This window comes from Acutalibacter sp. 1XD8-33 (genome assembly GCF_003612555.1).
In the GTDB taxonomy this organism is placed as follows: Bacteria; Bacillota; Clostridia; order Oscillospirales; family Acutalibacteraceae; genus Acutalibacter.
Map to the genome: position 1 here is coordinate 77,995 of NZ_RAZF01000005.1, position 25,730 is coordinate 103,724.

23 protein-coding genes are annotated in these 25,730 nt (G+C 57.2%); 8 read left to right on the plus strand and 15 right to left on the minus strand.

Going from position 1 to position 25,730, the window contains the following annotated elements:
• Nucleotide 1 precedes the first annotated feature (1 nt).
• Entirely contained in the window at nucleotides 2–430 is a 429-nt protein-coding gene (gene tsaE, locus D7X94_RS05830; protein WP_120426880.1) for a tRNA (adenosine(37)-N6)-threonylcarbamoyltransferase complex ATPase subunit type 1 TsaE, read from the minus strand.
• Nucleotides 431–437: 7 nt separating this feature from the next.
• Nucleotides 438–2,114, minus strand: a complete 1,677-nt coding sequence (locus D7X94_RS05835; RefSeq protein WP_120426793.1) for a formate--tetrahydrofolate ligase — start codon at nucleotides 2,112–2,114, stop codon at nucleotides 438–440.
• Nucleotides 2,115–2,724: 610 nt separating this feature from the next.
• Between D7X94_RS05835 and D7X94_RS05845 the strand changes: the two genes are divergently transcribed.
• The 8 genes from D7X94_RS05845 (at nucleotide 2,725) to D7X94_RS19470 (ending at nucleotide 10,554) form a co-directional block, all read left to right on the plus strand.
• The gene (locus D7X94_RS05845; RefSeq protein WP_120426795.1) at nucleotides 2,725–3,942 is read left to right on the plus strand and encodes an FtsW/RodA/SpoVE family cell cycle protein; all 1,218 of its coding nucleotides are present in this window, start codon (nucleotides 2,725–2,727) and stop codon (nucleotides 3,940–3,942) included.
• A gap of 182 nt (nucleotides 3,943–4,124) precedes the next feature.
• Complete coding sequence (locus tag D7X94_RS05850; RefSeq protein WP_243111204.1) at nucleotides 4,125–5,405, plus strand: MFS transporter; 1,281 nt, start codon at nucleotides 4,125–4,127, stop codon at nucleotides 5,403–5,405.
• 404 nt (nucleotides 5,406–5,809) lie between these two features.
• On the plus strand, nucleotides 5,810–6,358 hold the full coding sequence (locus D7X94_RS05855) for a redoxin domain-containing protein (protein ID WP_120426796.1): 549 nt from the start codon (nucleotides 5,810–5,812) through the stop codon (nucleotides 6,356–6,358).
• A 43-nt stretch (nucleotides 6,359–6,401) separates the two neighbouring features.
• On the plus strand, nucleotides 6,402–6,497 hold the full coding sequence (locus D7X94_RS19465) for a CD1871A family CXXC motif-containing protein (RefSeq protein ID WP_330558175.1): 96 nt from the start codon (nucleotides 6,402–6,404) through the stop codon (nucleotides 6,495–6,497).
• The gene (locus D7X94_RS05860; protein WP_120426797.1) at nucleotides 6,470–7,372 is read left to right on the plus strand and encodes a 4Fe-4S binding protein; all 903 of its coding nucleotides are present in this window, start codon (nucleotides 6,470–6,472) and stop codon (nucleotides 7,370–7,372) included. The genes D7X94_RS19465 and D7X94_RS05860 overlap by 28 nt, the downstream gene beginning before the upstream one ends.
• Entirely contained in the window at nucleotides 7,369–7,926 is a 558-nt protein-coding gene (locus tag D7X94_RS05865; RefSeq protein WP_120426798.1) for a chromate transporter, read from the plus strand. The genes D7X94_RS05860 and D7X94_RS05865 overlap by 4 nt, the downstream gene beginning before the upstream one ends.
• On the plus strand, nucleotides 7,923–8,477 hold the full coding sequence (locus D7X94_RS05870; RefSeq protein WP_120426799.1) for a chromate transporter: 555 nt from the start codon (nucleotides 7,923–7,925) through the stop codon (nucleotides 8,475–8,477). Before D7X94_RS05865 ends, D7X94_RS05870 begins: the two co-directional genes overlap by 4 nt.
• Nucleotides 8,478–9,279: 802 nt before the next feature.
• Nucleotides 9,280–10,554, plus strand: coding sequence for a cadherin-like beta sandwich domain-containing protein (locus D7X94_RS19470; RefSeq protein WP_199715024.1), 1,275 nt, complete (start codon nucleotides 9,280–9,282; stop codon nucleotides 10,552–10,554).
• 115 nt (nucleotides 10,555–10,669) lie between these two features.
• Here D7X94_RS19470 and D7X94_RS05890 read toward each other — a convergent pair whose 3' ends face one another.
• From D7X94_RS05890 to D7X94_RS05950, 13 genes are all read right to left on the minus strand, one after another.
• The gene (locus D7X94_RS05890; protein ID WP_120426800.1) at nucleotides 10,670–11,887 is read right to left on the minus strand and encodes an NADP-dependent isocitrate dehydrogenase; all 1,218 of its coding nucleotides are present in this window, start codon (nucleotides 11,885–11,887) and stop codon (nucleotides 10,670–10,672) included.
• Between the two features lie 299 nt (nucleotides 11,888–12,186).
• A complete protein-coding gene (locus D7X94_RS05895) occupies nucleotides 12,187–14,118 on the minus strand; it encodes an aconitate hydratase (protein WP_120426801.1) in 1,932 nt (643 codons plus the stop codon).
• A 14-nt stretch (nucleotides 14,119–14,132) separates the two neighbouring features.
• Complete coding sequence (locus D7X94_RS05900) at nucleotides 14,133–15,497, minus strand: glycoside hydrolase family 5 protein (RefSeq protein WP_243111205.1); 1,365 nt, start codon at nucleotides 15,495–15,497, stop codon at nucleotides 14,133–14,135.
• Nucleotides 15,494–16,276 carry an HAD family hydrolase gene (locus tag D7X94_RS05905; protein ID WP_120426803.1) on the minus strand — a complete coding sequence of 261 codons (783 nt, stop codon included), beginning with the start codon at nucleotides 16,274–16,276 and terminating at the stop codon, nucleotides 15,494–15,496. The genes D7X94_RS05900 and D7X94_RS05905 overlap by 4 nt, the downstream gene beginning before the upstream one ends.
• On the minus strand, nucleotides 16,263–17,201 hold the full coding sequence (locus D7X94_RS05910) for an AEC family transporter (RefSeq protein ID WP_120426804.1): 939 nt from the start codon (nucleotides 17,199–17,201) through the stop codon (nucleotides 16,263–16,265). The genes D7X94_RS05905 and D7X94_RS05910 overlap by 14 nt, the downstream gene beginning before the upstream one ends.
• A 241-nt stretch (nucleotides 17,202–17,442) precedes the next feature.
• The gene (locus D7X94_RS05915; RefSeq protein ID WP_120426805.1) at nucleotides 17,443–18,132 is read right to left on the minus strand and encodes a flagellar brake protein; all 690 of its coding nucleotides are present in this window, start codon (nucleotides 18,130–18,132) and stop codon (nucleotides 17,443–17,445) included.
• Between the two features lie 62 nt (nucleotides 18,133–18,194).
• The gene (locus D7X94_RS05920) at nucleotides 18,195–19,085 is read right to left on the minus strand and encodes a diguanylate cyclase (RefSeq protein WP_330558173.1); all 891 of its coding nucleotides are present in this window, start codon (nucleotides 19,083–19,085) and stop codon (nucleotides 18,195–18,197) included.
• A gap of 456 nt (nucleotides 19,086–19,541) precedes the next feature.
• Nucleotides 19,542–20,159 (minus strand): flavodoxin family protein, encoded by a 618-nt coding sequence (locus tag D7X94_RS05925; protein WP_120426806.1) that lies wholly within the window; start codon nucleotides 20,157–20,159, stop codon nucleotides 19,542–19,544.
• A 241-nt stretch (nucleotides 20,160–20,400) separates the two neighbouring features.
• A complete protein-coding gene (gene larC, locus D7X94_RS05930; RefSeq protein ID WP_120426807.1) occupies nucleotides 20,401–21,651 on the minus strand; it encodes a nickel pincer cofactor biosynthesis protein LarC in 1,251 nt (416 codons plus the stop codon).
• Nucleotides 21,652–21,662: 11 nt separating this feature from the next.
• Nucleotides 21,663–22,409 (minus strand): nickel pincer cofactor biosynthesis protein LarB, encoded by a 747-nt coding sequence (gene larB, locus D7X94_RS05935; RefSeq protein ID WP_120426808.1) that lies wholly within the window; start codon nucleotides 22,407–22,409, stop codon nucleotides 21,663–21,665.
• A 186-nt stretch (nucleotides 22,410–22,595) separates the two neighbouring features.
• The gene (locus D7X94_RS05940) at nucleotides 22,596–23,870 is read right to left on the minus strand and encodes an aspartate aminotransferase family protein (RefSeq protein WP_120426809.1); all 1,275 of its coding nucleotides are present in this window, start codon (nucleotides 23,868–23,870) and stop codon (nucleotides 22,596–22,598) included.
• 284 nt (nucleotides 23,871–24,154) lie between these two features.
• A complete protein-coding gene (locus D7X94_RS05945; protein ID WP_120426810.1) occupies nucleotides 24,155–24,922 on the minus strand; it encodes a Nif3-like dinuclear metal center hexameric protein in 768 nt (255 codons plus the stop codon).
• Nucleotides 24,906–25,622, minus strand: a complete 717-nt coding sequence (locus D7X94_RS05950) for a class I SAM-dependent methyltransferase (RefSeq protein ID WP_120426811.1) — start codon at nucleotides 25,620–25,622, stop codon at nucleotides 24,906–24,908. The genes D7X94_RS05945 and D7X94_RS05950 overlap by 17 nt, the downstream gene beginning before the upstream one ends.
• Between the last annotated feature and the right edge of the window lie 108 nt (nucleotides 25,623–25,730).

Consider the following 25,730-nt stretch of genomic DNA (forward strand, 5'->3'; position numbering starts at 1 on the left):
TTCACAGCTCCCCTTCCCAGCCTAAAATCGTAATGAGCCGCTGGCTTTCCTCCGGGCCCGGCCGGATCTCTACCCGGATTACGTTATCCGGCAGAGCGGCCTCGATGTTCTCGCTCCACTCCACCGCCAGCACCCGGTCCGTGTCCAGATAGTCGAAGAAGCCCGTGGAGTACAGGTCCTCCCAGCTCTCGATCCGGTACATGTCGAAGTGCTCCAGCACCAGCCGGCCGGAATACTCGTTCACCAGGGCGAAGGTGGGGCTGCTGGCCACGTCCCCGGCCCCCAGGCCTATCGCCAGCCCCCGGGTGAAGGCCGTCTTGCCCGCGCCCATTCCCCCGTAGAAGGCGATGACCTCGCCCCCCTTGAGGCTTTCGGCCAGCCTCTGTGCCAGCTCCATGGTCTCCTGGGGGGAATTGGTTGTAAAGGTCATTTTCTTGTCAGAACAGCCCATGGATCACCGAATGGTCGTCCACGTCGATCTTCTCCGCGGCGGGGACCTTGGGCAGGCCGGGCATGGTCATGATGTCCCCCGCGTAGGCCACCACAAATCCCGCGCCGGAGGAGAGCTTCAGGTCTCGGATGGTGACGTTGAAGCCCTGGGGCCTGCCCAGAAGGGAGGGGTCGTCCGACAGGGAGTACTGGGTCTTGGCGATGCACACAGGCATCTTGTCCCCGCCCAGGGCCTTGATCTCCTTGAGGGATTTCAGGGCCTGATTGGTAAAGGTGACGCCCTCCGCGCCGTAAATGGTCCTGGCGATGGTTTCGATCTTCTCCTCCACCGGGGCCTCGTCGGGATAGACCGGGGCAAAATGGGTTTTCCCGGCGTTCTCCTCAATCACCCGGCAGACCGTCTCCGCCAGCTCTCTGCCGCCCTCGCCGCCCTTGCCGAACACCTCGGACAGAGCGTAGCGAACCCCCAGCTCTTTGCAGCAGTCGTCGATCACCTGGAGCTCGGCGTCCGTGTCGGTGCCGAAGCGGTTGATGGCAACCACCACCGGCACGCCGAACTTAGCCATGTTTTCCACATGGGCCTTAAGGTTCACGGAGCCCTTCCGCAGGGCCTCCACGTTCTCGGCGGAGAGCTCGGCTTTGGGTACGCCGCCGTTGTATTTCAGCGCCCGCACCGTAGCCACCACCACCACGCAGTCCGGGGCGAGGCCGGCCATGCGGCACTTGATGTCCATGAATTTCTCCGCGCCCAGGTCGGAGCCGAAGCCCGCCTCGGTGATGCAGTAGTCCGCCAGCTTCAGGGCCAGACGGGTAGCCCGCACGGAATTGCACCCGTGGGCGATGTTGGCGAAGGGCCCGCCGTGCATGATGGCGGGGGTGCCCTCCAGGGTCTGCACCAGATTGGGATTCACCGCGTCCCGGAGCAGCGCGGCCATGGCCCCCTGGGCCTTGATATCCCTGGCGTAAACAGGCTGGCCCTGGTAATCATAAGCAATGAGGATGTTCCCCAGGCGCTCCTTCAGGTCGGGCATGTCCTTGGCAAGGCAGAGGATGGCCATCACCTCGCTGGCCACAGTGATGATGAAGTTGTCCTCCCGAGGCACGCCGTTGATCTTGCCCCCCAGGCCCACCACCACGTTCCGCAGGGCCCGGTCGTTCATGTCCAGGCAGCGCTTGATGAGGATCCGCCTGGGGTCGATGCCCAGGGGGTTCCCCTGCTGCATGTGGTTGTCCAGCATGGCGCAGCACAGGTTGTTGGCGGCGGTGATGGCGTGCATGTCCCCGGTGAAGTGCAGGTTGATGTCCTCCATGGGCAGCACCTGGGCGTAGCCGCCCCCGGCCGCGCCGCCCTTCACGCCGAACACCGGGCCCAAAGAGGGCTCCCGCAGGGCGATGACGGCGTTTTTGCCAATCTTTGCCATGGCCTGGCCCAGCCCGGCGGTGGTGGTGGTTTTCCCCTCTCCGGCGGGGGTGGGATTGATGGCGGTGACCAGCACCAGCTTGCCGTCCGGCCGGCCGGCCAGCCGCTCAAAGGCCCCAGCGGTGATTTTGGCCTTGTACTTTCCGTAATACTCCAGCTCGTCCTCCAGAAGCCCCAGCTCCTCCCCGATCTCCTTGATGGGCCTCATATCCGTGCTCTGGGCGATCTCAATATCCGTCAGCATACGCTTCCCTCAACACCTTTCCAGCATATTTTTCTTGCTTCCACCATTATAAATGACTTTCGGCAATTAGTAAAGCCCGAATCAAAAAAACTTGCTTAACTGGTTTCGATATGCTATACTTTAGTTAAGAGTATTGATGGCCTCCGGCGGCTCAGGGGCGTTGGGTCTCAGCTGCCGCTTCGGTCGGCGACGGGAAATCGCCACTGGCGATTTCCCGTCGCCCCCTAAAAACCCCGCAGCCTTTGAGAAAGGCAAGACTTCGTGAAACGAAGTCTACGAAACATTTTGCCCTGGTTAGTTTTATCGCACTCAGCTGGCCAGCGTAAAAGTTTTGCTCGAGCTTTTTCAAAAGCTCGCAGGGTGTGGGACGGAGTCCCACGGTCTTGCCCTTGACCTTAACGCCTGAGAAGCGCATTTTTTGCGGGGTGAATTGGTAGGCGAAGCCTGCCAAGAGGGGTGCTTTTTGCAAGAATAAAAAGCACCCCTGGAAACCGGAACCAGCCGCCCCGCGGGCCGAGAGCCAGCCCAACGCGCTATGCCCGGGGCGCGTCTCAAAACCTGTCATATCCTGGTTAACATAAATTTACAATGGACAATAAGGGACTATTCTATGCTCAATAGCATTTTTAAATCGGTTTTTGATTACCTGAAAAAGGCAGACATCATCCTCTGGCTGTTGCTGGCGGCGATTTCCGCCTATAGTTTGGTGCTGCTAAAAAGTGTATCCCGGGCTACCCCCGCGGACTATTTCCGGGCCCAGCTGTTCCCCTTGGCTCTTGGGTTGTTGGGGGCCGTCATCATCAGTACCATGGACTATGCGGAGATCTCCAATTTCTGGTACCTCATAGAGGGCTTCTGCATCTTCTTGATGATATTCACCCTGTTCTTCGGAGAGCGGATTCAAGGTTCGGGAGGCGTGGACGCCCGGGCCTGGATCCAAATCGGCGGGCGCACCTTCCAGTCCTCGGAGCTGGTGAAGATCGCCTTCATGGTCACCTACGCCAAACACCTGGACGTGCTGAACAAGCGCGGCAGCATCAACAACCCCGTCCAGGTGGTCCTTCTGGGGCTGCACGCCCTGCTCTATGTCTTTCTCTGCCAGCAGCAGGGCGATATGGGCGCTGCCATTGTGTTCTTCGCCATGTTTATCACCATGAGCCTATCCGGCGGGGTCAGGCTGCGGTATTTCGCCATTCTGCTGGCGCTTATTATGATAGCTTTGCCCATTGCCTGGCGCTTTTTCATCCCGGACTACCAAAAACAGCGGTTTGTCGCTGTGTTTAACCTGGATACCGATCCGGACGTAAAAATGGGCAGCGGACACCAGCAGTATCAGGGACGAATCTCCATCGGCAGCGGAAAATGGAAGGGCCAAGGGCTGTTCCAAGGCTCTCGAGTGGCCAGCAACGTGGTGCCCTTCCAGCAGAGCGACTACATTTTCTCCGTGGCGGGAGAGGAGCTTGGATTTTTGGGATGCTCTCTAATCATTCTGCTCCTGCTGCTGTTTATGATAAAGGTGCTTCATGTGGCGGGTAGCTCCCGGGACGAGCTGGGCCGGTATATCTGCTTCGGCTTTTTCGGGATGATCGCCCTGCAGGCCGTGTGGAATATCGGCATGTGTCTGGCCCTGCTGCCTGTTATGGGGATTACCCTGCCCTTTTTCAGCGCCGGCGGATCCTCCTCCATGTGCCTGTATCTGGGCTTCGGGCTGGTACAGAGCGTACACATGCGCCGAAAGGAGATCGACGGGCTGCACCTTCAGAGGCGAACGCCCCTGCGCTTCTCCTATAAGCAGATGAAGCGGGCAAGGGAAATCAAAAAATTGTAGCAAGGAGAATTGCCTTATGATATTACCGCTCTGTATTCGCTTCGCGCCATGCAAGGTTTGAGGACGGTGCATGGCGCATAGGAGGATCGGCGTTTTCTAAGGACCTGTGTTCACAGCCTATAAATGCCGCCAGTCCTCAGACTTTGCCTTTTGACCCAAAACATCAAAGGAGCGAAGTCAAAGTGAAAAAAGAATATATCCACTTAAGACCCTATCTCCTCTTATGGGGCACGCAGTCTCTGTCCGGCCTGGGCAGCGCGATGACCAATTTCGCATTGGTTATCTGGTTGTATCAAAGAAGCGGTTCCGCCCTGGAAACCGCCCTGCTGTCCATTTGCAGCTACGCCCCCTATGTATTAACCAGCATTTTCGCCGGGGCCCTCAGCGACCGCTGGAACAAAAAGCGCACCATGCTGGCCTGCGACTCCCTCGCGGCTCTGTGTACTATCCTGGTGCTGGCGCTGCTGAAAGCGGGCCGTCTGGAGCCCTGGCATATGTACCTGCTCAACGGGGTAAACGGACTGATGAACACCGTGCAGCAGCCCGCCGGCGATGTGGCCGCAACCCTGCTGACTCCCAAGGAATATTACCAAAAGACCAGCGGCCTGCGGTCCCTTTCCCAGTCGCTGATTACCATTTTAACGCCGGCAATCGCCACGGCTCTGTTTTCCTTCTCCGGCATGGATCTGGTGATCGCTGTAGATCTGTGTACCTTTGCCATTGCCTTCTGCGCCCTGGCCTTCTTCATCTCCATCCCCGAGCCTCCTCAAAAGGAGAAAGCCCAGGAGAAGCTGCTGTCCTCTGCCAGGGCAGGACTGCGGTGGCTGCAAAAGAACCCTCTGATTTTGCACCTGATTCTGTTTCTGGCCTGTATCAATCTGGTTGCTTCCGCCTTCAACGCCACCCTCCCGGCTTTCATTCTGCCCCGGGAAAACGGCGGAGAAACCATTTTGGGCCTGGTAAACGCCTTTGAGGGCATCGCCGCCTTGGCAGGCAGCGTAACGGCCACTCTTCTGCCCAAGCCGAAGAACCGGATTCGGGTGATCTGCCTATCTCTGATAGTTTCCATGAGCACAGAAAACTTCCTGCTGGCCTTTGGCCGGTCGCCTTGGATCTGGTGCCTGGGCAGTATTCTGGGGTGGCTGAGCATCCCTTTGATGAACGCCAATCTGGACGTGGTCTTTCGCAGCTCCATCCCTACGGAAATGCAGGGCAGGGTCTACTCCTGCCGGAATACCCTGCAATTCTTCACCATCCCCCTGGGCTACTTTCTGGGGGGCCTGTTGGTGGACCGAGTTTTCGAGCCTTTTCTGTCGGTCCATCCCTCCGGTCTGCCCGCGCTACTTTTCGGCTCCGGTAAGGGCGCCGGCGCGGCGGCGATGCTATTCGTCTTAGGAATCTCCGGGGTACTCGTGTGCGCGGTTTTCCGGCACATTTTGAAAGACTATACTTTTCTAGAATAATACTGTGTGGCCTCCGCCGCAAAGGATGCGGCTACGGCAAGATCGTGGGACTCCGGTCTCGCCTAGTCTCGTCTGCCCACTCGGTCAGTTCGCAGCGTTATCTGCAATACTTGGCTTTGCCAAGTATCCGGCAGAACGCTCACCCCACACCCTGCGAGCTTTTGAAAAAAGCTAAGACTTCGCAGAGCGAAGTCTACAAAACTTTTACCCTGGTTAGCTTGTGAAAAACATCAAAATGTTCACGACGAATGAAATGAGGAGTCACAGTAAAAGTTTCGTCAACCTTTTCAAAGGTTGCGGTGGTTTGGAGACAGAGTCTCCAAGGTCTTAAAAAGTATACTTTTAAGGTTTTTGACGATGGGCAGCGGCGCTGTCACATTTCTCAAGAAAAGGATGGTATTTCTATGCGGCTCAAAAGAATCTTTTCCCTGGGGCTGGCGGTTATCCTGAGCCTCACCCTGCTGGCCGGATGTTCCGAGGACAGCTCACTGAACTCCTTCTCTACCAATACGTTGGACGGCGGCACATTCACCCAAGAGGATATCAAGGCCAAGGACGTGACCGTCATCAACTTCTGGGGAACCTTCTGCGGCCCCTGCCGGGCTGAGATGCCTGACCTGGCGGCATATGCCAAAGCCCTGCCGGAAAATGTGCAGCTGGTTACCGTCTGCGTCGATTCCATAGGCAATACGGAAAGCGCCAAGGAAATTCTCCAGGAAGCCGGTTTTGAGGGCGTTACGCTGCTGGTGGAGAAAACCAGCTCGGAGGATTTTCTGGCCCTCTGCGCGTCTGTACAGGCTGTGCCCACCACGATTTTTATGGATCGCAAGGGAAATATTATGGGAGATGCCCTGATAGGGAGACAGAAAGACCTGGCGGAGAGCTTTACCAAAGGCGTGAACGCTGTGCTCAAAAGCAGTGGAAAGGCGGAGATCACCGTTGAAGTCCAATAGAAAATTTCCGCTGCTTCTGCGCTTTAGCGTGTTAGTCCTTTCTGTGGCGCTCATTGGAATCGGACTCTGGAGGCGGGAGCCTCTGGAAGTCCTTCAAAAGGCGGTGACGATATGTCTGGAATGCATCGGAATCGGGTGAAAAAAGGCCGGCTCTCTTTTCAGCGGACCATGCAGCTGTTTGCCGCCGCCCTGTTTAACGGGTATGCCCTGGGGTTTGGAAAGGGAAAAATTTTCACTGGACCCAGCAAGTCTCTCTGCGTCCCCGTGCTCAACTGTTACTCCTGCCCCGGGGCTCTGGGGGCCTGTCCTATTGGCTCTCTTCAGGCGGCATTGGGCGGCGCAAACCGGCGCTTCCCTTTCTACATCGCTGGCACACTCCTGCTTTTCGGAGTCTTGCTGGGTCGGGCTGTCTGCGGTCTCTTATGCCCCTTTGGTCTGATCCAGGACTTGCTCCACAAAATCCCCGTGCCCAAAATCTCCATACCCAAAAAGTGGGACCGTCCTGCCCGGTATCTGAAATATGTCGTTCTCTTCGGGATGGTCCTGTTGCTCCCGGCCTTAGCGGTCACGGAAACCAGCGTGGGTACTCCTTTTTTCTGCAAGTATCTCTGCCCAGCCGGAACCCTGGAGGGCGGAATCCCCCTTCTCCTGTCCAATCCCCTGCTCCGCCAGGCGGCCGGACTGCTGTTCAGCTGGAAACTGCTTGTGTTGGGAATCATCCTAGCCGCCTCCGCCCTTATACACCGTCCATTTTGCAAATATCTCTGTCCACTGGGGGCTCTTTATTCTCTGTTCCACCGGTTCAGCTTCTATCAGATGCATCTGGACAAAAATAAATGCGTTGACTGCAAGGCGTGCGAACAAGCCTGCCCCATGAACGTGGAGATCACAAAAACCATCCAAAGCCCGGAATGCATCCGCTGCGGAAAATGCAAATCCGTCTGCCCCCACAAGGCCATTTCTTCCGGTTTTGCCTTGGACAGGAACCGGCCGGATTCTGGAGGAAACCCATGAAGCTGCTTCTGGAACTCTTTCTCACTTTTGCGAAGATCGGTCTGTTTACCTTTGGCGGAGGTTACGCCATGATCTCCGTGGTGGAGGACAACTGCGTCGAGAGGAAAAAGTGGATCACCCACGAGGAGATGCTGAATATGACCGTAGTCGCGGAGTCTACTCCCGGGCCCATTGCCATCAACGCGGCCACCTATGTGGGATTCCAACGGGCGGGCGTGCCCGGCGCCGCGGCCGCCACCATCGGCGTGGTACTTCCCTCCTTTGTAATTATCTACGCCGTCTCCCTGTTTCTGGACCGCTTTCTAGAGCTGGCCATTATTGCCAACGCGTTTCAGGGAATCAAGGTGGGGGTTGGTATCCTGATCTTCAGAACCGGGCTGAATATGGCGAAAAAGCTGCGGCGAGAGCCTCTTCCTATGGTTATCTTCCTCTGCGCTTTTCTGTGTCTGCTGGCAATCGAGATTTTTTCCCTGCGCTTCTCCTCCATCGCCCTGCTGTTGATCGCGGCGGTGGTGAGTTTGGCGGTATTCTTATGGAAAGGCGGCGGCAGATGATTTATTTAGAGTTGTTTTTCGGCTTTCTCAAGGTAGGATGCTTTTCCTTTGGCGGCGCTTACGGGGCAATCCCTCTTATCCGGGACGTGGTCCTGGATTACGGCTGGATGACCGACGAACAGCTGACATACATGATCGCGGTAAGCGAATCCACCCCTGGCCCGATTATGGTGAATCTGGCTTCTTATGCCGGTTTCACACAGGCAGGAATTCTTGGCGGTTTGGTGTCCACTCTTGCTGTAATTCTTCCCGCATTTTTCATCATTCTGTTGATCTCCTCTCTGCTTAAGACTTTCATGAAAAATCCCTTTGTCCAGGCTGCCTTTCAGGGCTTGATCCCCTGCATCACCGGCATCATTCTGGCCACGGGCGGATATATGATCTTGGAGCATGCTCTGCCTCAGTGGAGGCCGGACCTTCCGGCCATTGCCCTCGCCCTGCTGCTCACGGCCATCTTGATCCTCGCGAAAAAATTCTGGAAAAAGCGGGTTTCCCCTATCTCCCTTATTGGCATTTCCGCAGTGCTGGGCATTATCGTATATGGATGGTAACCGAGCCATTTGATAGGTATTATAGTTGAGGCTGTTTAAAAGAGGGAGAATGTCCTTTTTGAACTGCCTTAACTCTAGAGCGCGGCGGAAGCCGTTGGTCCCGTAGCCGCAGGGAGAGCATAAACCGGAAGCTGGACAAAAATCCAGCCTCCGGTTCTTCTCTTAGATGATACGGAGCGACCTTTGCCGCGAACATATTTTCAAAAGGGATGCTTTTCAAGAGTAATACTGTGTAGCCTCCGTCACCACAGAAGAGTTCGCGAGCGAACTCTCGGCGGCTCCGGCAGGAGGGGATTCGAGTCTCGCCTGCGCGCATTTTTGAAGTGGTGAATAACAGTGAATCCTCGTTTCACTCGGTTAACTGTTGCTTCGCAAAACATCGGCAAGAGGAAACGGAGAGTTCATCTCGTAAAACGAGATGAATCTCTTTTGCAACTGAAAAAAAGTTTCCTAGTCCCGGGGCCAGCCAGCTCTGGGCACAGTATCTCAGCTCAAAGTTCCCGTCCGGCTGTGTGCCTGTCACCAAGCTGCCCCGCGCGCCGCCGCCCCCCTATACAAACTCTTAAAACCTATACCATGAATACCATAGTTTTGCGCTTTTGTGCAGTATCCTTTGTAATGCGCGGTAAGAGCCTCTCTCAAAAAGGATAATAGGTTCGAGAGTGGTGGTGGAGCTTCCTTGCCGGCTTGGGCGGATCAGAACAATTCCAATATTTTTAACGAATTTTGCATTTTATCTAGAAAATTTCCTCGAGAAATGATATAATATTGGTAAAACGTTGCAGAGCTGGAGGGGAAGAAAATGAAGAGGGCTTTAATAATTGGGATTTGGATGCTGGCGCTGCTGCTTTTTTTGCCGGTATCCGCCGGCGCGAAGGATCATCTGGGTTTCCGTGCGGAATTGAGCAGAGACCAGTGTTTCCAGGGAGAGACTGTGGACTTGACGTTGGACTACGACGGCAGCGTGGGAGAGGTTAGCGCGCTGGTGGCAGAGCTAGAATACGATGCCGGCTGTTGGGAACTTGTCCATGGTGATGAGATTTCCGATGGGTATGTAAGTACAGTGACAGGGAACGGCTTCGTGCGCTGGATCTACTCCTTTAGCGAGGGAGAAAATCTCTTTCATAGCGGTGGGATGAAGTATACGTTTAAGGCCGTTGCGCCCGCCAGCGGCGGGAATTTTAAGCTGGATCTGAGCCAGGGAGCCACGGCGGATGGGCGCATATTTGATCCCGAGGATTTTATCTTGCCGGTGGAGGTTTTAACGCCGCCCGACAGTTTGGCCGGGCTCCTGTCGCTTGCCCCTTCCAGTGGAACGCTGACGCCGGATTTTTCCCCGGAAGTGGAGGCTTACCGGATCTCCGTGCCATATGAGGTGACAGAGATGCATTTTTCCGCCCGTACCTTATCAGGTGGAAGTTACCGGGTGAACCGGAAGAATCTGGGGGCGGGCGGCACGGAGACGGAATTTACCATTACGGTAACCGCGGAAGATGGCAAGACCAAAAGAGCATATACTGTGACCGTTTACCGGGAGATGAAACCGGCTGTCACGCCTAAGCCTACTGCTACTCCAAAGCCCAGCGGAACACCCAAGCCTACAGCAACACCGAAACCCAGCAAGACGCCCAAGCCCACGGCAACGCCGAAACCCAGCCAGACGCCCAAGCCCACGGCAGCGCCGAAACCCAGCCAGACGCCCAAACCCACAGCCACCCCAAAGCCCAGCCAGACGCCCAAACCCACAGCTACCCCAAAGTCCAGTAAGACTCCCAAGCCCACGGCGACCCCAAAGCCTAGCCGGACTCCTAAGCCTACGGCTAGTCCGACACCAAGGGAGCCTCCGGTGTATTTGGGAACGAGTCCGGAGCCGCCTGGCGACTCTGATTCGGAGCAGGGAAATGGATCGGGGCTTTTTCATGTGGTGGAGGGAGCACCTCAAAACTCCAGTCAGAATCTGTTTATCATAGGCATCAGCGCATTCTTCTTGACCGTTGGCATGATAGGAGGCAGAATTGCCGCAAAAATCCGCAGAGAGATCGGGCTCGGGCGGAAAGGGCCGAAAGATTCCAAGTAGATATGGTTATAGTTAACGCATTTGAAACGGGGTAAAACCTCTCTTTTCAAATGTGGTTACAATAAAAACTCCGTAAGTCCCATGCTTACGGAGTTTTTATCTTGGAAGGCAGTGATTACAACAGCTGTTCCAGCCGCTCCTTGATGGCCAGCAGGAAATCCTGGGTGTTCACCTTGCGCACCTCCGGCAGGGTGGACATGGCCGCCAGGTCACCGGTCATCACGCCGGATTCGATGGTGTCCAGGGTAGCCTGTTCCAGCTTGCCGGCAAAATCCTCCAGGCGGGTGTTGCCATCTAGCTGGCCTCGCTTACGCAGGGCACCGGTCCAGGCAAAGAGGGTAGCTACCGAGTTGGTGGAGGTCTCCTCACCCTTGAGATGCTTGTAGTAGTGGCGCTGCACAGTGCCGTGGGCGGCCTCATACTCGCAGGTGCCGTCCGGGGCCACCAGCACGGAGGTCATCATGGCGAGGCTGCCGAAGGCCGTGGCAACCATGTCGCTCATCACGTCGCCGTCGTAGTTCTTGCAGGCCCAGATGAACCCGCCCTCGCTGCGTACCACTCGGGCCACCGCGTCGTCGATAAGGGTGTAGAAGTACTCGATCCCTGCCGCCGCGAACTTTGCTGCGTATTCATTATCATAGATTTCCTGGAAAATATCTTTGAACCGGTGGTCATATTTCTTGGAAATTGTATCTTTGGTGGAGAACCACAGGTCCTGTTTGGTGTCCAGGGCAAAGTTGAAGCAGGACCGGGCGAAGCTCTCGATGCTCTTGTCCATATTGAACTGTCCCTGGAGCACGCCGGAGCTCTCCTCAAACTGATGAACAGGATATTTCCGCTCGGTTCCGTCCGCACAGGTCACCAAGAGCTCGGCCTTGGCCCCGGCGGGGACGATTGCCTCAGCGTTCTTGTACACGTCGCCAAAGGCGTGGCGGGCGATGGTGATGGGCTTTTTCCAGTTGGGAATATAGGGAGTGATGCCCTTCACCAGGATAGGGGCCCGGAACACGGTGCCGTCCAGAATGGCCCGGATGGTGCCGTTGGGGGACTTCCACATCTCCTTGAGGTCGTATTCCTTCACACGGGCGGCGTTGGGGGTGATGGTGGCGCATTTCACCGCCACGCCGTACTTTTTGGTGGCCTCGGCGGAGTCGATGGTCACCTGATCCCCGGTCTTATCCCGGTTGGGGAGCCCCAGGTCGTAGTATTCCAGGTTCAGGTCGATATAGGGCTCCAGCAGCAGATCCTTGATCATCTGCCAGATCACCCGGGTCATCTCGTCGCCGTCCATTTCCACCAGGGGCGTTTTCATGGGAATTTTTTCAAAGCTCATAGGTTTCTCCTTTTTGTGTATTTTCCTGCCTCCGGCGGCTGAACCCCCAAAGACTTTTTGCGTCGCGCTTTTGGCTCACAGTGTTCCCAGGCTTTTCTCCACGCGGAGCAGGCGGGGCGGTTTCGTGGGGCTTCTCGAGTCTCAACTCGGTTTGTCTCTCCGTTTTCCTTCGCAAAACTTCCGCCAAGCTGGATATAAAGCGCACATAGCCAACCAGGGTAAAAGTTTTTGATCCAAACTTTTTTCAAAAAGTTTGGTGGGGTCCAGGGGTGAAACCCCTGGCCGCCGGAGGCCATGCCTCACTCCGCCTGCTTGGTATAGTTCAAGAGGCCGCCCGCCAGCACCATATCCCGCTGCCGGGGGGTGAGGACGGCGTCCAGCTTGATCCGCAGGTTCTTGGTCTTGTTCTCCAGGGTGACGGCCTCCCCGGCGGCGATCTCTTTCCGCGCGTCCGGCAGGCAGAGCTCGTCCATCTGGCCGATCTTGTCATAGTCCGCCTCATCCTGGAACCGCAGGGGCAGGATGCCCGTGTTGGCCAGATTGGCCGCGTGGATCCGGGCGTAGCTCTTGGCGATCACGGCCTTCACCCCCAGATAGAGGGGCACCAGCGCCGCGTGCTCCCGGGAGGAGCCCTGGCCGTAGTTCTGCCCGGCGATCACAATGCCGCCGCCCTCTGCCTTGCACCGGTCCGGGAAGTCCTTGTCGCAGACCCCGAAGCAGAACTGGGACAGGTAGGGAATGTTGGACCGGTAAGGCAGAATCTTCGCCCCGGCGGGCATGATATGGTCCGTGGTGATGTTGTCCCCCACCTTCAGCACAGCCTTGCGGGCAATGCTCTCCTCCAGGGGCCCGGCGATGGGCAGAGGCTTGATGTTGGGCCCGCGCTTCACCTCCACGGTCTCCATCAGGGCCTCCTCGATGGGGGGCACAATCATGTTGTCGTTGATGAGGAAGCTCTTGGGCATCTCAATCCCCACGAAGTCTCCCAGGGTGCGGGGATCGGTGAACACCCCGGCGATGGCGGAGGCCGCGGCGGTCTCCGGGCTCACCAGATAGACCTGGGCGTCGGCGGTGCCGGAGCGGCCCTCGAAGTTCCGGTTGAAGGTGCGCAGGGAGACGCCGGCGGAGTTGGGGGACTGGCCCATGCCGATGCAGGGCCCGCAGGCGCACTCCAGAATCCGGGCCCCGGCGGCGATCATGTCCGCCAGAGCGCCGTTCTGGGCCAGCATATTGTAGACCTGCTTGGAGCCGCAGCCGATGGTCAGGCTCACGTCAGGGTGCACGGTCCTGCCCTTGAGGATGGCGGCCACCCGCATCATGTCCAGGTAAGAGGAGTTGGTGCAGGAGCCGATGCAGCACTGGTCAATCTTCATGCCCGCAAGCTCCGCCACGGGCTTCACCGCGTCCGGGCTGTGGGGGCAGGCGGCCAGGGGCTCCAAAGCGGAAAGGTCGATCTGGATGATCTCATCATAGCTGGCGTCCGGGTCTGAGGAGAGCTCCACCCACTGGTCCCCCCGGCCCTGGGCCTCCAGAAACTCACGAGTGATCTCGTCCGAGGGGAAGAGGGAGGTGGTGGCCCCCAGCTCCGCTCCCATGTTGGTGATGGTGGCCCGCTCAGGCACGGAGAGGGTTTTGATCCCTTCGCCGCCGTACTCGATGATCTTGCCCACGCCGCCCTTGACGCTCATCTTCTCCAGCACGGCCAGGATCACGTCCTTGGCGGAGACCCAGGGGGAGAGCTTCCCCGTGAGGTTCACCTTGGTCATGCTGGGCATGTTGATATGGTACTCGCCGCCGCCCATGGCCACGGCCACGTCCATGCCCCCCGCGCCAAAGGCCAGCATCCCAATGCCGCCCCCGGTGGGGGTGTGGCTGTCGGAGCCGATGAGGGTTTTCCCCGGGGCACCGAAGCGCTCCAGATGGATCTGGTGGCAGATGCCGTTGCCCGGACGGGAGAAATAGATCCCGTGCTTCTGGGCCACGGTCTGGATGTAGCGGTGGTCGTCGGCGTTTTCAAAGCCGCTCTGCAGGGTATTGTGGTCAACATAGGCCACACTGCGCTCTGTTCGAACCCGGGGCACGCCCATGGCCTCGAACTCCAGATAGGCCATGGTGCCGGTGGCGTCCTGAGTGAGGGTCTGGTCAATGCGGAGGCCAATGTCCGCGCCTACGGCCATTTCGCCGCTGACCAGGTGGCTCTCAATGATTTTTTGCGCGATGGTTTTTCCCATAATACTCGCTCCTTTTATATAGATTGGATTGGTTCGCTGAGGATGCCGGCGGTCATGCGCTGAAGCAGGGCCGCGTATTCCGGATAGAACTGGCAGTTTTCCAGCAGAAAGGATTTGGGCAGCTCCAGAAGCTCCTCCTTGGAATACTCCCGAAGCAGGGGTTCCAGGATGCATTCCCGCTGGAAGCGGTACAGGATAGCCTGCTGCCGGAAACGCATGGCCTCCTTCAGGGCTTCCGAGGCCAACGAGAACTCCGGGTACTCCCCAATATGGCCGATCATCTGATAGGCCTGTTGGCGTTCTTTATAGTGGTCCCAGCGCTTGCGGGCCCGCTCTGCCAGCCGCATCCAGGGGGAACCGCTTTTGGGGTAGGCCAAGCCCATGAACCGGGCGTCCTTATAGCACCACAGGGTCCAGGAAATCTCCCTGTCGTTGAAGAGGGAAAGGGTCTCCTCCAGAAGCTCCATGGAATGGGCCACATCATTGGGGTCAATGTCGTACCCGGCCTCTCCGCAGAGGACCGGCCGGTGGAGGTCCTCCCGAACAGAGGCGATTTTCTCCAGAATTTCCCGGAACTTCTCCTGCCGGCCGGCCTTGTCATAGGCCTTGCCAAACAGCTCCGGCTCCCACACCGTGGGGTAGTAGTGGAAGCTCAGGGCCGTGTTGGGGTCCGTGATTTCGCCGATGCAGTCAAAGCGCATGGCGAAATTGTCCCCCTCCAGAAAGATGATATGGTTCTGGTCCACACAACGGATGGCCTGGGTGACCTCCTGGTAAAACTCCGGCAGCAGGGCGGGAGCGTCCATCAGGTAGGGCTCGTTGAGCAGATCGTAACCCAACAGGTATTCTCGGTCCTTCCAATGCTCCGCAATGTGTCCCCAGAGCCCCACAATCTGGTCCCGGAAAACCTTGTAATGCCAGAACTGAGGGATGCCGCTGTTGTTGTCCGAATGCCAGTCCGGGTTCTGCCCGCCGGGGACTGTGTGCAGGTCGGGAAGCAGATAGATCCGGTATTTCTCACAGAGATCCATCAGGCTATCCAGATAGGCGAAGCCCTCCGGCTTGTACGCGCCGGGGGCGTTGTCGTCGATAAAAAGCCGGTAGTTGAAGGGGACGCGGACCACGTTTACCCCCAGGCTTTTCAAAAAGGAAAAATCCTGCTCCGTGACAAAGGAGCGGATAAAGGCGTCAAAAAAACGGCGGGCGGTTTCCTCTCCAAAGACGCTCGCCACGGCCTTGCGCAGCTGGTTGTCCGGGGTAGGGAGGCCCACCATAAAATGCTCCAGGTTCAGCCAGCTGCCAATACCCAGCCCCCGGAACAGGACCGGTCTGCCCGCCTTGACGAATTCCGTTCCCCTTACCTTTACGAAATCTTTCATATGCACGGAACCTTCTTTTCGGTGATTTCGGATAGCTCTTCCAGGGCGTCCGCCAGCTCCCGCCATGCGGAAATTTTCAGGTATGGGAAGTCCCCGCCTCCCGGCGGGGCCCCGCCGCCCCCCATCCACACGGGGAAGAGCCCGGCCCTGTGCGCGCCCTCCACGTCCGCCTCCCAATTGTCCCCGCAGTACCATACCTTTTCCGGGGGCAGGCCCGCCTTTCGCAGGGCGATTTGAAAGAGAAGCGGGTCCGGCTTACGGATGCCGTATTCGCTGGAGGCCAGGACGAACTGGAACTGGTGGGCCGGGAAGAGCTTTGTCAAGCGGTGGGCCAGCGCCTGACCCGACCAGCCAATATTGCTGATCACGCCTGTGGGAATGCCTTGCGTTCGCAAAAAGTCCAACATTTCCGCCGTGCCTGGGTGGGGGTGGCTGGGGCATGAGCTGTCCATCAGCACAGTCTCCACCTCCGGCAGGGAGAGGGAAAATTCCAGTCCCAGCGCCTCGGACACGGTTCGAAGCTGGTGCCATTCATGGATTTCAAAGCCGCCCTTTTTTGAGGCGGAGAGGCTTCGGGAGTGGGAAAAGCGCCGCCAAAGGCTGTCGGCAAGCGCTTGCGCCTGTTCCGGGCCGACGTCCGCCGGTTTCTCGCGGACAAATTGAAAGACCGTCCGCCATCCCCGGAGAAAATCGGGGATAGGCTCCCAAGCCAGCGTGTCCCCATAGTCGAAAAGTACCATCTCCGGCTTTGGAATGGAGCGCAAATCAGAAGAAAGCAAAATAATTCAACCCCCAAATCCACAAAAACATGGTTCCGATGGACAGCACAGAGCTGAACACCACCAGCTGCCCCGCCAGCTGGCCGTCGCCCCCCATCTGCTGGGCCATGGTGAAAGAGGAAACCGCGATGGGCGAACCAAACAATGTGAGCAGCACCGCCAGCTCCGGCCCCCGAAATCCCAGCAGGATAGCGGCGGCAATGGCGGCGAAAGGATAGAGAATCAGCTTGACCGTCAGAGTCAGCAGAAGGGGTTTCGCGCACCGCCCGGTTTCGCCAAAATTCAGGGAGGCGCCCAGAATCACAAAGGCCAGAGGCGTGGCGATGCCGGCCAGGGTAGAGGCGGCGTCATATACCACATGGGGCAGGGTCAGGGCGAAATAATTGCAGAGGATTCCGGCGGCGGAGGCCAGAATCAGGGGGTTGGTCAGGATTCCCTTAAGCACCTGCCAGAGATTGGGCCGTTGGCCGTTGAACATCTCCAGCGCCAGCACGGCCAGGGCGTTGAACAGAGGGATGATCACGGCGATGAGGATGGAGGCCATCCCCGCGGCGGTATTGCCGAAAAGCGCCATGCTGATGGGGATGCCGTAGAGGACGAAATTGCTGCGGAACATTCCCTGAAGCATCACGCCCCGGCGGGCATTTTCCTGCTCGGTAAGGAGAACCAGCACCAGGGCAATGAGAAACTCGATCAATACCCCGGCTACGGAGAAAAAGATCAGGTCGCTGCGGAAATTCACCGCCAGGTCGGAGTCATATACATTGATAAACACCAGCAGGGGCAGAAAAATCTTGAAGATCACCTTGTTTACCTGCTTGCAGGAGGTCTCGTTCAGAAGCCCTGTGAGCTTCACAAGAAAGCCCACGGCCATCATGATAAACAGGGGCAGAACGGTATTCAGGGCGATAAAAAGGCTTTCCATGGGGTCCCTCCACAAAAAGATAAACGATGAAACGATACATCACATTATATCACAGAAGTGATTTCTTGGCAAGCGCGAAACGGAATAGACGAATGAGCACTTTTAAGCCGGCCGCGTTGCCGCCTGGTTCAAAAGAGAAAACTCTGCGCGTATATTTCCTGAGAAAAGCGGAAGGGCCGGAAATTCTCCGGCCCTGTTTCTGGCGTTTTCACTTTTCTGGCGGCTCATGCCGCAAAGAACGTTATGATCGTCTCCGCTTCTCCAGCTGAGCCGCGAAGATATTCTGGGAGATTTTGTCTTGGTCATCCTCGGTGAGCCCCAGAAACTGGCACCCGTATTCAAACTGCCCGTCCTCTTTTTCCTCCACGCGCAGTACTTGACAATACATCACAGACTCCGGCGCGCTTTCCCGCAGGCGGGACTTCAACAGCAGCTTGTCGCCCTCTTGATATCGTTCTTTCGAGCGGACGCCCGCCCCGCCCACACTGATATTCAGAAGCCTGCAGGGAATTTCCCCCGCGGAAAACCCGCCAAAGGCGGTAAGGCTGGCGTCAAGGTCTACGCTCAGCCGGAAGAAAGCCCGGGCGTTTTTGATCTCGTCTACCGTCAGCTCGCTGGCCCGCCACAGATTTTCTCCTTCTGGCAAAACGAGCCCCTGCAAATAGACCGCCTTGCGCTCATAGTCGCTGTATCCCCGGATCTTTACCAACATAGGCTCTTCTGGGGAGATCCCAGCGGCGGAACGCAGGTGCAGTTCCGCCGTGTTTCCCCGCAGACCCGCAAGCTTCGCAATAAAGAGGAATTGCCCATCCTGAGCCGTTACCTCCACGCGCATGCCAGAATACATTTCCATTTCCGCAGTCATGTCTTTCTTACCAGTATCTGCGGGTTTTGCAATCGCCTTTTTGCCAAACAGATTGAACAGCTTCACAAAATGCCTCCTCTTGTCCACTGTGCTTGCTTTACTTGCTTTCCCGCAGCTGCTTCATGGTTTCATTCATCCAAACCACCTGATTGCGCCCTGTTTTTTTTTGCGTCATACAGCATGTTGTCCGCCATCTTTACCACAAAGTCAAAGGAAAGCTCTTCCTTCGGCATGACCGTAACACCTCCGATACTGACCGTGACCCACTGGGATACAGCGGGATCGTGGGGGATATGCAGGCTTTCTACCGCCTGGCGGATTTCTTTGAGATAAGCAAAGGCTTTTCCCGACTCATCCCCCATGAGGAACGCCACAAACTCCTCACCGCCGTAGCGGGCAAAGAAATCCGTGCTCCGCCGCAGATAGGATGATACAGTTTTCGCCACGGCGGCGATAACCTTGTCCCCGGCAGGATGTCCAAAGGTGTCGTTATACACCTTGAACCGATCGATATCAAACATGCAGACGGAAAAGGGAACACGCAGGCGGGCGGCCTCTTTCCACTTTTGAGCGCTGTAGCTGTCATATTGCCGCCGGTTCGCCACCCCGGTGAGCTGGTCCGTCCGGGATTGGTGCTCAATCTGCTTGCGGTATGTATATAACTTCACATGGGTGTTGACCCTGGCCTTTACGATCAGCGGATTAAAAGGCTTGATGATGTAGTCTACGGCGCCCAGAATAAGCCCTGTCTGCTCGTTTTGCACATCGGCAAGGCTGGTAATTAAGATAACGGGGACATTCTGGGTGATGATTTCCTCCTGGAGCTTTTTTAGCAAGGTAAAGCCGTCCATCCCCGGCATCACGACGTCCAGAAGGATCAGGGAAAAATGCCCTTCGCTGGCCAGAGTGAGCCCTTCCTCCGGCGAGTGAGCCACCGTGATTTCGTATTCCTCCTCCAGTATGGATTTCAGTTTTGCCGCTTGCAGGATGCTGTCGTCCACAATCAGAATTTTTTCCATAAACATACTCCTCGTTGCAGGCTGTTTGGACCAACAGAGATGCGCAGGATCCTTGCGCCTGTGGACAGCCAATCTCTCTCTAAAAATTATATAAAAAAAGCGAGCGATTTGCAAGCTCTTTTAAAAATAAAGATTCAAAATCAACCGGGGGAAAGTTCCGGGACGGTAAGGCCATGCCCTCAGACGGTGGCAGAGTAGACGCGTTTAAAAATTGAAAGACTCATTTGCTGCTTATTTTCCGCAATTTTTTGACATAATGATGTTCAGCGTTAATTTCCGCTTTATCATTTCAATTGAGAAACTCATTTACAGAAACCTAACTCATTTCCCTCTGGATCAGCTATTGCAAATTTGAGGACCCCCAAAAGAGTATCATAAAGCGGTACAGCTTCTAAAAACGGCAAAAATAAAGATTCTCCGGCTTTTGCCAGAGGATCTTTGTTCTCCGCGAATTTTCTACCGGATAAAATTAGTCCACTGAGAGGGTTCCTTTTCCGGCAGGCCAAATTCTTTTTTGCCCAATTGAATGCTCTTCATCAGAAAAACCATGTTCCGGGCCAGGGTGCGCATCATCTGCAGGCCCTCGGCGTCCTGTTCCGCCTGGCCGGGGGTTTGGCCATGGATCCCATTCCAATATTGGCCGCTGGCAATGGGCATTCCGGCGATGCCAAAGAATTTGTTCAGCTCGTCGTAGGTAGCGGTCAGGCCACCCCGGCGGGCGGCGGCCACAGCCGCGCCCACTTTCATGGTCTTGGGGAAAGGCGTGCTGTAGAATAGGCGGGTAAGAAGGGCCACCAATGTGGCGTTGGCGGAGGCGTAATAAACAGGGCTACCTACCACCAGGCCGTCGCAGACCTCGAATTTGGGGGCGGTTTCGTTTACCAGATCCTCGAACACGCATTTTCCCAGTTCGGTGCATTTCCGGCAGGCAATGCATCCCCGAATGGGCTTGTTTCCAATATGCAGAATCTCTGTCTCGATCCCCTCTTCATGGAAGATCTTCTCCATCTCGTGGAGGGCGGTATACGTATTCCCCTGGGCATGAGGGCTTCCGTTGAGCATTAGCACTTGCATTCTGTTTTCCTCCTGACTCGATATGGTTTTTAGCACTAAGAGCCTATCCCAAAATAATCCGCACACAGCTTGCTTGCATATTTCCCGCCATAGCACATAGCTTTCGCTTGCCAATCGCGAGATTGGCCGCGCTCAATCTATGCACTCTAGCAGAAAATCTGACGGCGTAATCTACGCGCGTCTTATTTCGGGATAGGCTCTTATTTTCCGGCACTTACATGGTATGATGGATTCCTGCGGTTTACGCCTGAAGGGATTCCGCCGCCTGGGCTAGGGTCAGGCCGTTTTCCCGAGCAATCCGGGCCAAGTCCTCATACTCCGGCTTTTTTCGCTCTACGCCCCAGCCCCGGGACTCTTTCACCCGCACGGTTCCGTATTGGGTGGAAACAGCGCTTTCCGTCCGGCGCAGGGTATAGCGGCCGCACAGGCTCTCCCGGATTCCCAGGGTGGTGGTGTGGGCGAACATCAGCCGCGTCATGGTCTCCCGGTCCTCCAGGCGGCACAGACAGGTGAGCAGAATCCCCGGCCTGCTCTTTTTCATGCCGATGGCAGTGGTGAACACATCGAATGCCCCGGCCTCCAGCAGCCGTTCCGCCGCGAAGGCGATTGCCTCAGGGGTCATGTCGTCCAGATTGCACCGCAGCTCCGCCGCCTGCGTTTTTGCCTCATCCATCTCGCCCAACATAGCCCGCACCGCGTTCATTGCCTCAAAATCCTTGGTCCCCATGCCATAGCCGGTCTTTTCCACCCGCATCATGGGAGCGGGACCGAACTCTCCCGCAAAATGTCGGAGCAGCGCCGCTCCGGTGGGCGTGCACAGCTCGCCCTGGACCTGGCCGCCATAGGTGGGCACGCCCTGCAAAATGTGGGCTGTCGCCGGGGCGGGAACCGGCAGAATTCCATGGGCGCACCGTACTTGGCCGCTGCCTACGTGTATCGGAGAGCAGACCACCCTTTCCGGAGCCAGCTCGTGCATCAGCATACATACTGCCGTCACATCCGCCACGGCGTCCAGTGTTCCCACCTCATGAAAATGGATCTCACTCACCGGAGCCCCATGGGCATAGCTCTCCGCCTGGGCGATCAGGCCGTATACCGCCAACACATCCTCCCGCACCTTTTCCGGCAGGTCCAGGTGAGAGACAATGTGCTGGATGTCATGCATCCCAGAATGGTGGTGGTCATGGTCATGGCCGTGTTCATGGTCGTGATGGTGTTCGTGCTCATGATGGTTATGGTCATGATGGTGCTCGTGCGTGTGGCCGGGAGAGACATCATGGCTGTGCTCTTCCTGGCCATGGACAGCGACCGAGACATGGGTGCCGGTCACGCCGCATTTCACCGCCGGGGCGGCACTCACCTGGACGCCGGGCAATCCCAGGCCGTTCAAACGCCGGAGAAAGCCTTCCCGGTCCGGGTGGAGCTCCAGCAGCGCGGCGGTAAGCATGTCCCCTGCGGCGCCCATATTGCATTCAATATACAGTGTTTTCATTTTTTCTCCTGTTATAGATGGTTAATCATACTGGCCAGGTATCCTGCGCCAAAGCCGTTATCAATGTTTACCACGCTGACCCCGCTGGCACAGGAATTCAGCATGGAGAGCAGGGCAGAGAGCCCGCCGAACGAGGCGCCATACCCCACGCTGGTGGGGACGGCGATCACCGGGCAATCCGCCAGTCCGCCGATCACGCTGGCGAGAGCCCCCTCCATTCCCGCGATCGCGATAATTACCCGGGCGCTCATAATGTCCTCCAGATGGTTGAGCGTGCGGTGCAGCCCGGCCACGCCCACGTCGTACAGGCGGGTGACCCGGTTGCCCAGCGCCTGGGCGGTAAGGGCCGCCTCTTCTGCCACGGGCATGTCGCTGGTGCCACCGGTAGCCACAACGATGGTTCCCGCGCCGGAAGGCTCCGGTATTTCCCCCACAATGCCGACCCGGCCCAGCTTGTCATAGTGCAGAGGCATTGCCGTTCCCACGGTCTGAGCCGCTTCGAGGCTCATGCGGGTAATCAGCACTGTTTTTTCCCCGTCCTCCCGCATGGAGGCGGCAATGTCCCGGATCTGCTCCGGCGTTTTTCCCGCGCCGTAGATCACCTCTGCCGCGCCTTGGCGCAGGCCCCGATGGCGGTCGATTTTTGCGAAGCCCAAATCCTGAAACGGCTCCATCTTCAGCTCCAGCACCGCCTGGTCTACCGGACAATCTCCGGCCTTTACCCGCTCCAATATACGGCGTACATGCTCTTGGTCCATTGGGTCAGCTCCTTTAAGGGGATTTTTTGAAACCGGACTGGTTTTGAAACGCGGTGGTACTGGTAGTTTTTTCGCCAATTGGCCTTGGAAGAGGCCTTTGCCAGAAAATATGCTTTATGAAAACTCAATCTAGCCCGCAAAGTCTACATCATAGAAGGAAAAAGGAGTTTTGCGGGCTCAAACAGATCAACCGATTGCCTTTGTGACAGCTCCCTTCAGGATTCCCAAACCCTTGCGGAGGGTTTCCTCATCAATGAGCAGCTCGGGCATCACCTTGATCACGGTATTCCCCCGACCGACCCGTTCCACGATCAACCCGTTTTGAAAACAGATATCCAGCACCCGTTTGCTGGCCGTACCAGGAGCGGCTCCGCCGTCGCATCCGGCCAAGTCTACCCCCCACACAAAGCCAATGCCTCTGGTCTGAATTTTTTCCGGCGCAAGAGTGGAGATTTCCTCCATGGCTTCGGCAATGACCTTTTCCTGCTCCCGAACTTTCTTCTCCACTTGTCCGCTGAGCATCATCTCCAAACCGGCTTTGGCCGCCACCATAGACAGCTGATAGCCCCGGAACGTGCCGTTGTGCTCGCCGGGTTCCCAGACGTCCAACTCCGGCTTGATAAGCACCAGGGCAAAGGGCATCCCATAGCCTCCGATAGACTTGGACTGGGTGACGATGTCCGGCACGATTCCCGCCCGTTCAAAAGAGAAGAACCAGCCTGTCCGGGCACAACCCACCTGCACGTCATCCACAATGAGCAGGATGTCGTGGCGGTCGCAGAGAGCCCGCAGGCCCTTCAGCCAGTCCACCGGCATAGGATAAATGCCTCCGTCCGCCTGAACCGTCTCCAAAATAATGGCGGCGGGCTTCTCCACCCCGGAGTGGTCGTCGGTGAGAAGTGTCTCGATATACCGCAAGGTATCCAGCTCCGGGAACATATAGGGCGCGGGCACATGGGTCACGTTTTCCAGGGGAACCCCGGCCCCAGCCCGGCTGGCAGCATCGGTGGTCAGAGCGATAGATCCCAGCGTCATACCGTGAAAAGCCCCCATCAGGGCGAAAATATTCCCGCGCTTTTTGACCTTTCGGGCCAGCTTCAACGCCGCCTCCACGGCATTGGTGCCGGTAGGTCCAGGAAATTGCAGCTTATAGCAGAGGCCCCGGGGCTTTAATACCTGGCTCTCATAAAACTCAATAAACTCCCGCTTTGGCTGGGTGTACATATCCAGGGCATGCATAACCCCGTCCTTCCGCAGGTAGTCTACCAGCCGGTCCCGGATGAAATCCGGATTGTGCCCATAATTCAGCGCTCCCGCGCCGCAGAAGAAGTCGATATATTCCCGGCCCGCCTCATCGTAGAGGAAAGGGCCCTTGGCGGTGGTAAACACCGTCGGAAAATTGCGGCAATAGGAGCGCACCTCGGATTCATAATTTTCAAAAGCCTGCGTGTTGATACTCATTTCTTACCATCCTTTCTACCATGGGAGCTGCCCATGATTCAGCGATCAACGCCCGGTGTGCGGGCGGGGCTGTTCGCCTCTCAAAAAAGAGGCCAGCGGCAATCAAGCCAATGCTCATCGCATTAGATTTTGGCTTAGCGTTATTTTAGCACACCCAGCCTGGAAAAGCAAGGGAAAGAAAAGAATCGGCTCCACTGCAAAGGCTTCCAGAGGTCTCACAGATCCGTTTTAATCCTCTTGAAAGGCTGCGGCGGAAGAACGGAAAGCCCCTTCCAGGGCTTCGGTCATACTGCCGTGAAAGGCGGCTTCTCTGCTTTACTAATCAGGAAGGCTGTATCCGGGATCCGCTTTTTCAGGTATGCGGCCAGGAATTCCGCGAACACGATCTCCGTCTCATAGTGCCCGGCGACAACGCAGCTGAGTCCGGTTTTGGCGGCCTCCAAAGCCTCATGCTGCTTCATCTCCCCGGTGAGGTAAGCGTCCGCCCCCCGGCATGCCGCCAGGGCGGGGCCCTCGCCTCCGGCGCCGCTGCACAGAAAGACCTTTTTCACCGGCCGGCCCCCGTCGATCAGCTGAACTGTTCCGGCCCCCAGGCGGTCTTTCACCAGTCGGGCAAATTCCCGGGGCTCCGTCTCCCGCTCCAGCTCTCCGGCAAACAGGATAAACTCCTCCCCGAACACATCCTCCGGGTGCACGCTCCGCAGGCCGATTTTCGCCGCCAGAGCCACGTTCACCCCGCACACCGGAGACCGGTCCAGGTTGGTGTGGCAGCACAGGGCCGCGATCCCGTTCTTGGCCAGCAGATAGGCAGGGCTGCGGCTGTTCAGAGCCTTGAGAGGGTCGAAGATCACCGGGTGGTGACTGATGATCAGGTTGGCGTTAATGGCGGAGGCCTCCTCCACCACAGCCCCGGTAATGTCCAGACAGAGCAGGGCCCGAGTGACTTCCGTGGCGCCGTCTCCTACCAGCAGGCCGGAATTGTCGAACGCCATCTGGGACTCAAAGGGCGCAACCGCGTTGATTATATCGTAAATATCACAAATTCTCGCCATAATTTTCTCCTAAATTTCCATAAAATAACAGATAGTTTTCCGCCAGCTCCCAGAGGATCTCTTGAAGCTCCTTGGCTGTCTTTTCATCCCCCACATGCGCCGCCCCCCGCAGACGGTTCTCCAGGCCCCGGACCGTTTTCGCGGTATAGGCCTCCACGGCCGGCTCTCCGGGGCGCAGCATTCCCATATAGGGATAGAGCCGGGGGTAAGGCGGCAAATCCCCCCTGTACTCCACCGAAAACGCGGAATACACCTTGCCCCCGTCCTCCACGGCCCGCTCCTCCAGAATGGAAAAGCCCAGCTTCCAAAGCCCGGCCCGGAGCCTGTCCGCCATGGACATGGGCTGCAAGATCAACCGCCTCTCCGGCTCCCGCAGCCAAGGGGTTTCTTCCACGATGCGCAGAATCAGCTCGCCCCCCATGCCCGCAATGGACACATCCTCTCCATCCTCCGGAGGAACCTGGGCCAGGCCGTCACTTCGCACTAGCCTCAGCCGGTCCTCCACACCATAGAATCGGGCGTTGCGCCGGGCGGCCTCCAGAGGGCCGGAATTGATATCACAGGCCAGGGCGCGGGGAATCTTCCCGGTCTTCAGCAGCCAGATGGGCAGGTAGGCGTGGTCCGTGCCCACATCCGCCAGGACACTGCCAGGCCGGACCAGTTCCCCGCACAGGGCCAGCCGGGGTTTCAGGGAAAGCACCGCAAATTCCTCCTAAACGCCGTATGCCGTCCGGCAGATGGAATCCCGCCGGACGGCTGACAGCTGAATTGTAGTCAAAAACAGCAAAATCACAGCTTTTTTGCCTAC

Coding starts and splice junctions, on each gene's coding strand:
- D7X94_RS05890 (WP_120426800.1), bottom strand. CDS start 11,887: ATGAGCTTTGAAAAAATTCCCATGAAAACGCCCCTGGTGGAAATGGAC.
- tsaE (WP_120426880.1), bottom strand. CDS start 430: ATGACCTTTACAACCAATTCCCCCCAGGAGACCATGGAGCTGGCACAG.
- D7X94_RS05900 (WP_243111205.1), bottom strand. CDS start 15,497: ATGAAAGATTTCGTAAAGGTAAGGGGAACGGAATTCGTCAAGGCGGGC.
- D7X94_RS05945 (WP_120426810.1), bottom strand. CDS start 24,922: ATGGCGAGAATTTGTGATATTTACGATATAATCAACGCGGTTGCGCCC.
- D7X94_RS05925 (WP_120426806.1), bottom strand. CDS start 20,159: ATGCAAGTGCTAATGCTCAACGGAAGCCCTCATGCCCAGGGGAATACG.
- D7X94_RS05865 (WP_120426798.1), top strand. CDS start 7,369: ATGAAGCTGCTTCTGGAACTCTTTCTCACTTTTGCGAAGATCGGTCTG.
- D7X94_RS05855 (WP_120426796.1), top strand. CDS start 5,810: ATGCGGCTCAAAAGAATCTTTTCCCTGGGGCTGGCGGTTATCCTGAGC.
- D7X94_RS05920 (WP_330558173.1), bottom strand. CDS start 19,085: ATGGAAAAAATTCTGATTGTGGACGACAGCATCCTGCAAGCGGCAAAA.
- D7X94_RS05870 (WP_120426799.1), top strand. CDS start 7,923: ATGATTTATTTAGAGTTGTTTTTCGGCTTTCTCAAGGTAGGATGCTTT.
- D7X94_RS05835 (WP_120426793.1), bottom strand. CDS start 2,114: ATGCTGACGGATATTGAGATCGCCCAGAGCACGGATATGAGGCCCATC.
- D7X94_RS19470 (WP_199715024.1), top strand. CDS start 9,280: ATGAAGAGGGCTTTAATAATTGGGATTTGGATGCTGGCGCTGCTGCTT.
- larB (WP_120426808.1), bottom strand. CDS start 22,409: ATGGACCAAGAGCATGTACGCCGTATATTGGAGCGGGTAAAGGCCGGA.
- D7X94_RS05860 (WP_120426797.1), top strand. CDS start 6,470: ATGTCTGGAATGCATCGGAATCGGGTGAAAAAAGGCCGGCTCTCTTTT.
- D7X94_RS05845 (WP_120426795.1), top strand. CDS start 2,725: ATGCTCAATAGCATTTTTAAATCGGTTTTTGATTACCTGAAAAAGGCA.
- D7X94_RS05910 (WP_120426804.1), bottom strand. CDS start 17,201: ATGGAAAGCCTTTTTATCGCCCTGAATACCGTTCTGCCCCTGTTTATC.
- D7X94_RS05895 (WP_120426801.1), bottom strand. CDS start 14,118: ATGGGAAAAACCATCGCGCAAAAAATCATTGAGAGCCACCTGGTCAGC.
- D7X94_RS05940 (WP_120426809.1), bottom strand. CDS start 23,870: ATGAGTATCAACACGCAGGCTTTTGAAAATTATGAATCCGAGGTGCGC.
- larC (WP_120426807.1), bottom strand. CDS start 21,651: ATGAAAACACTGTATATTGAATGCAATATGGGCGCCGCAGGGGACATG.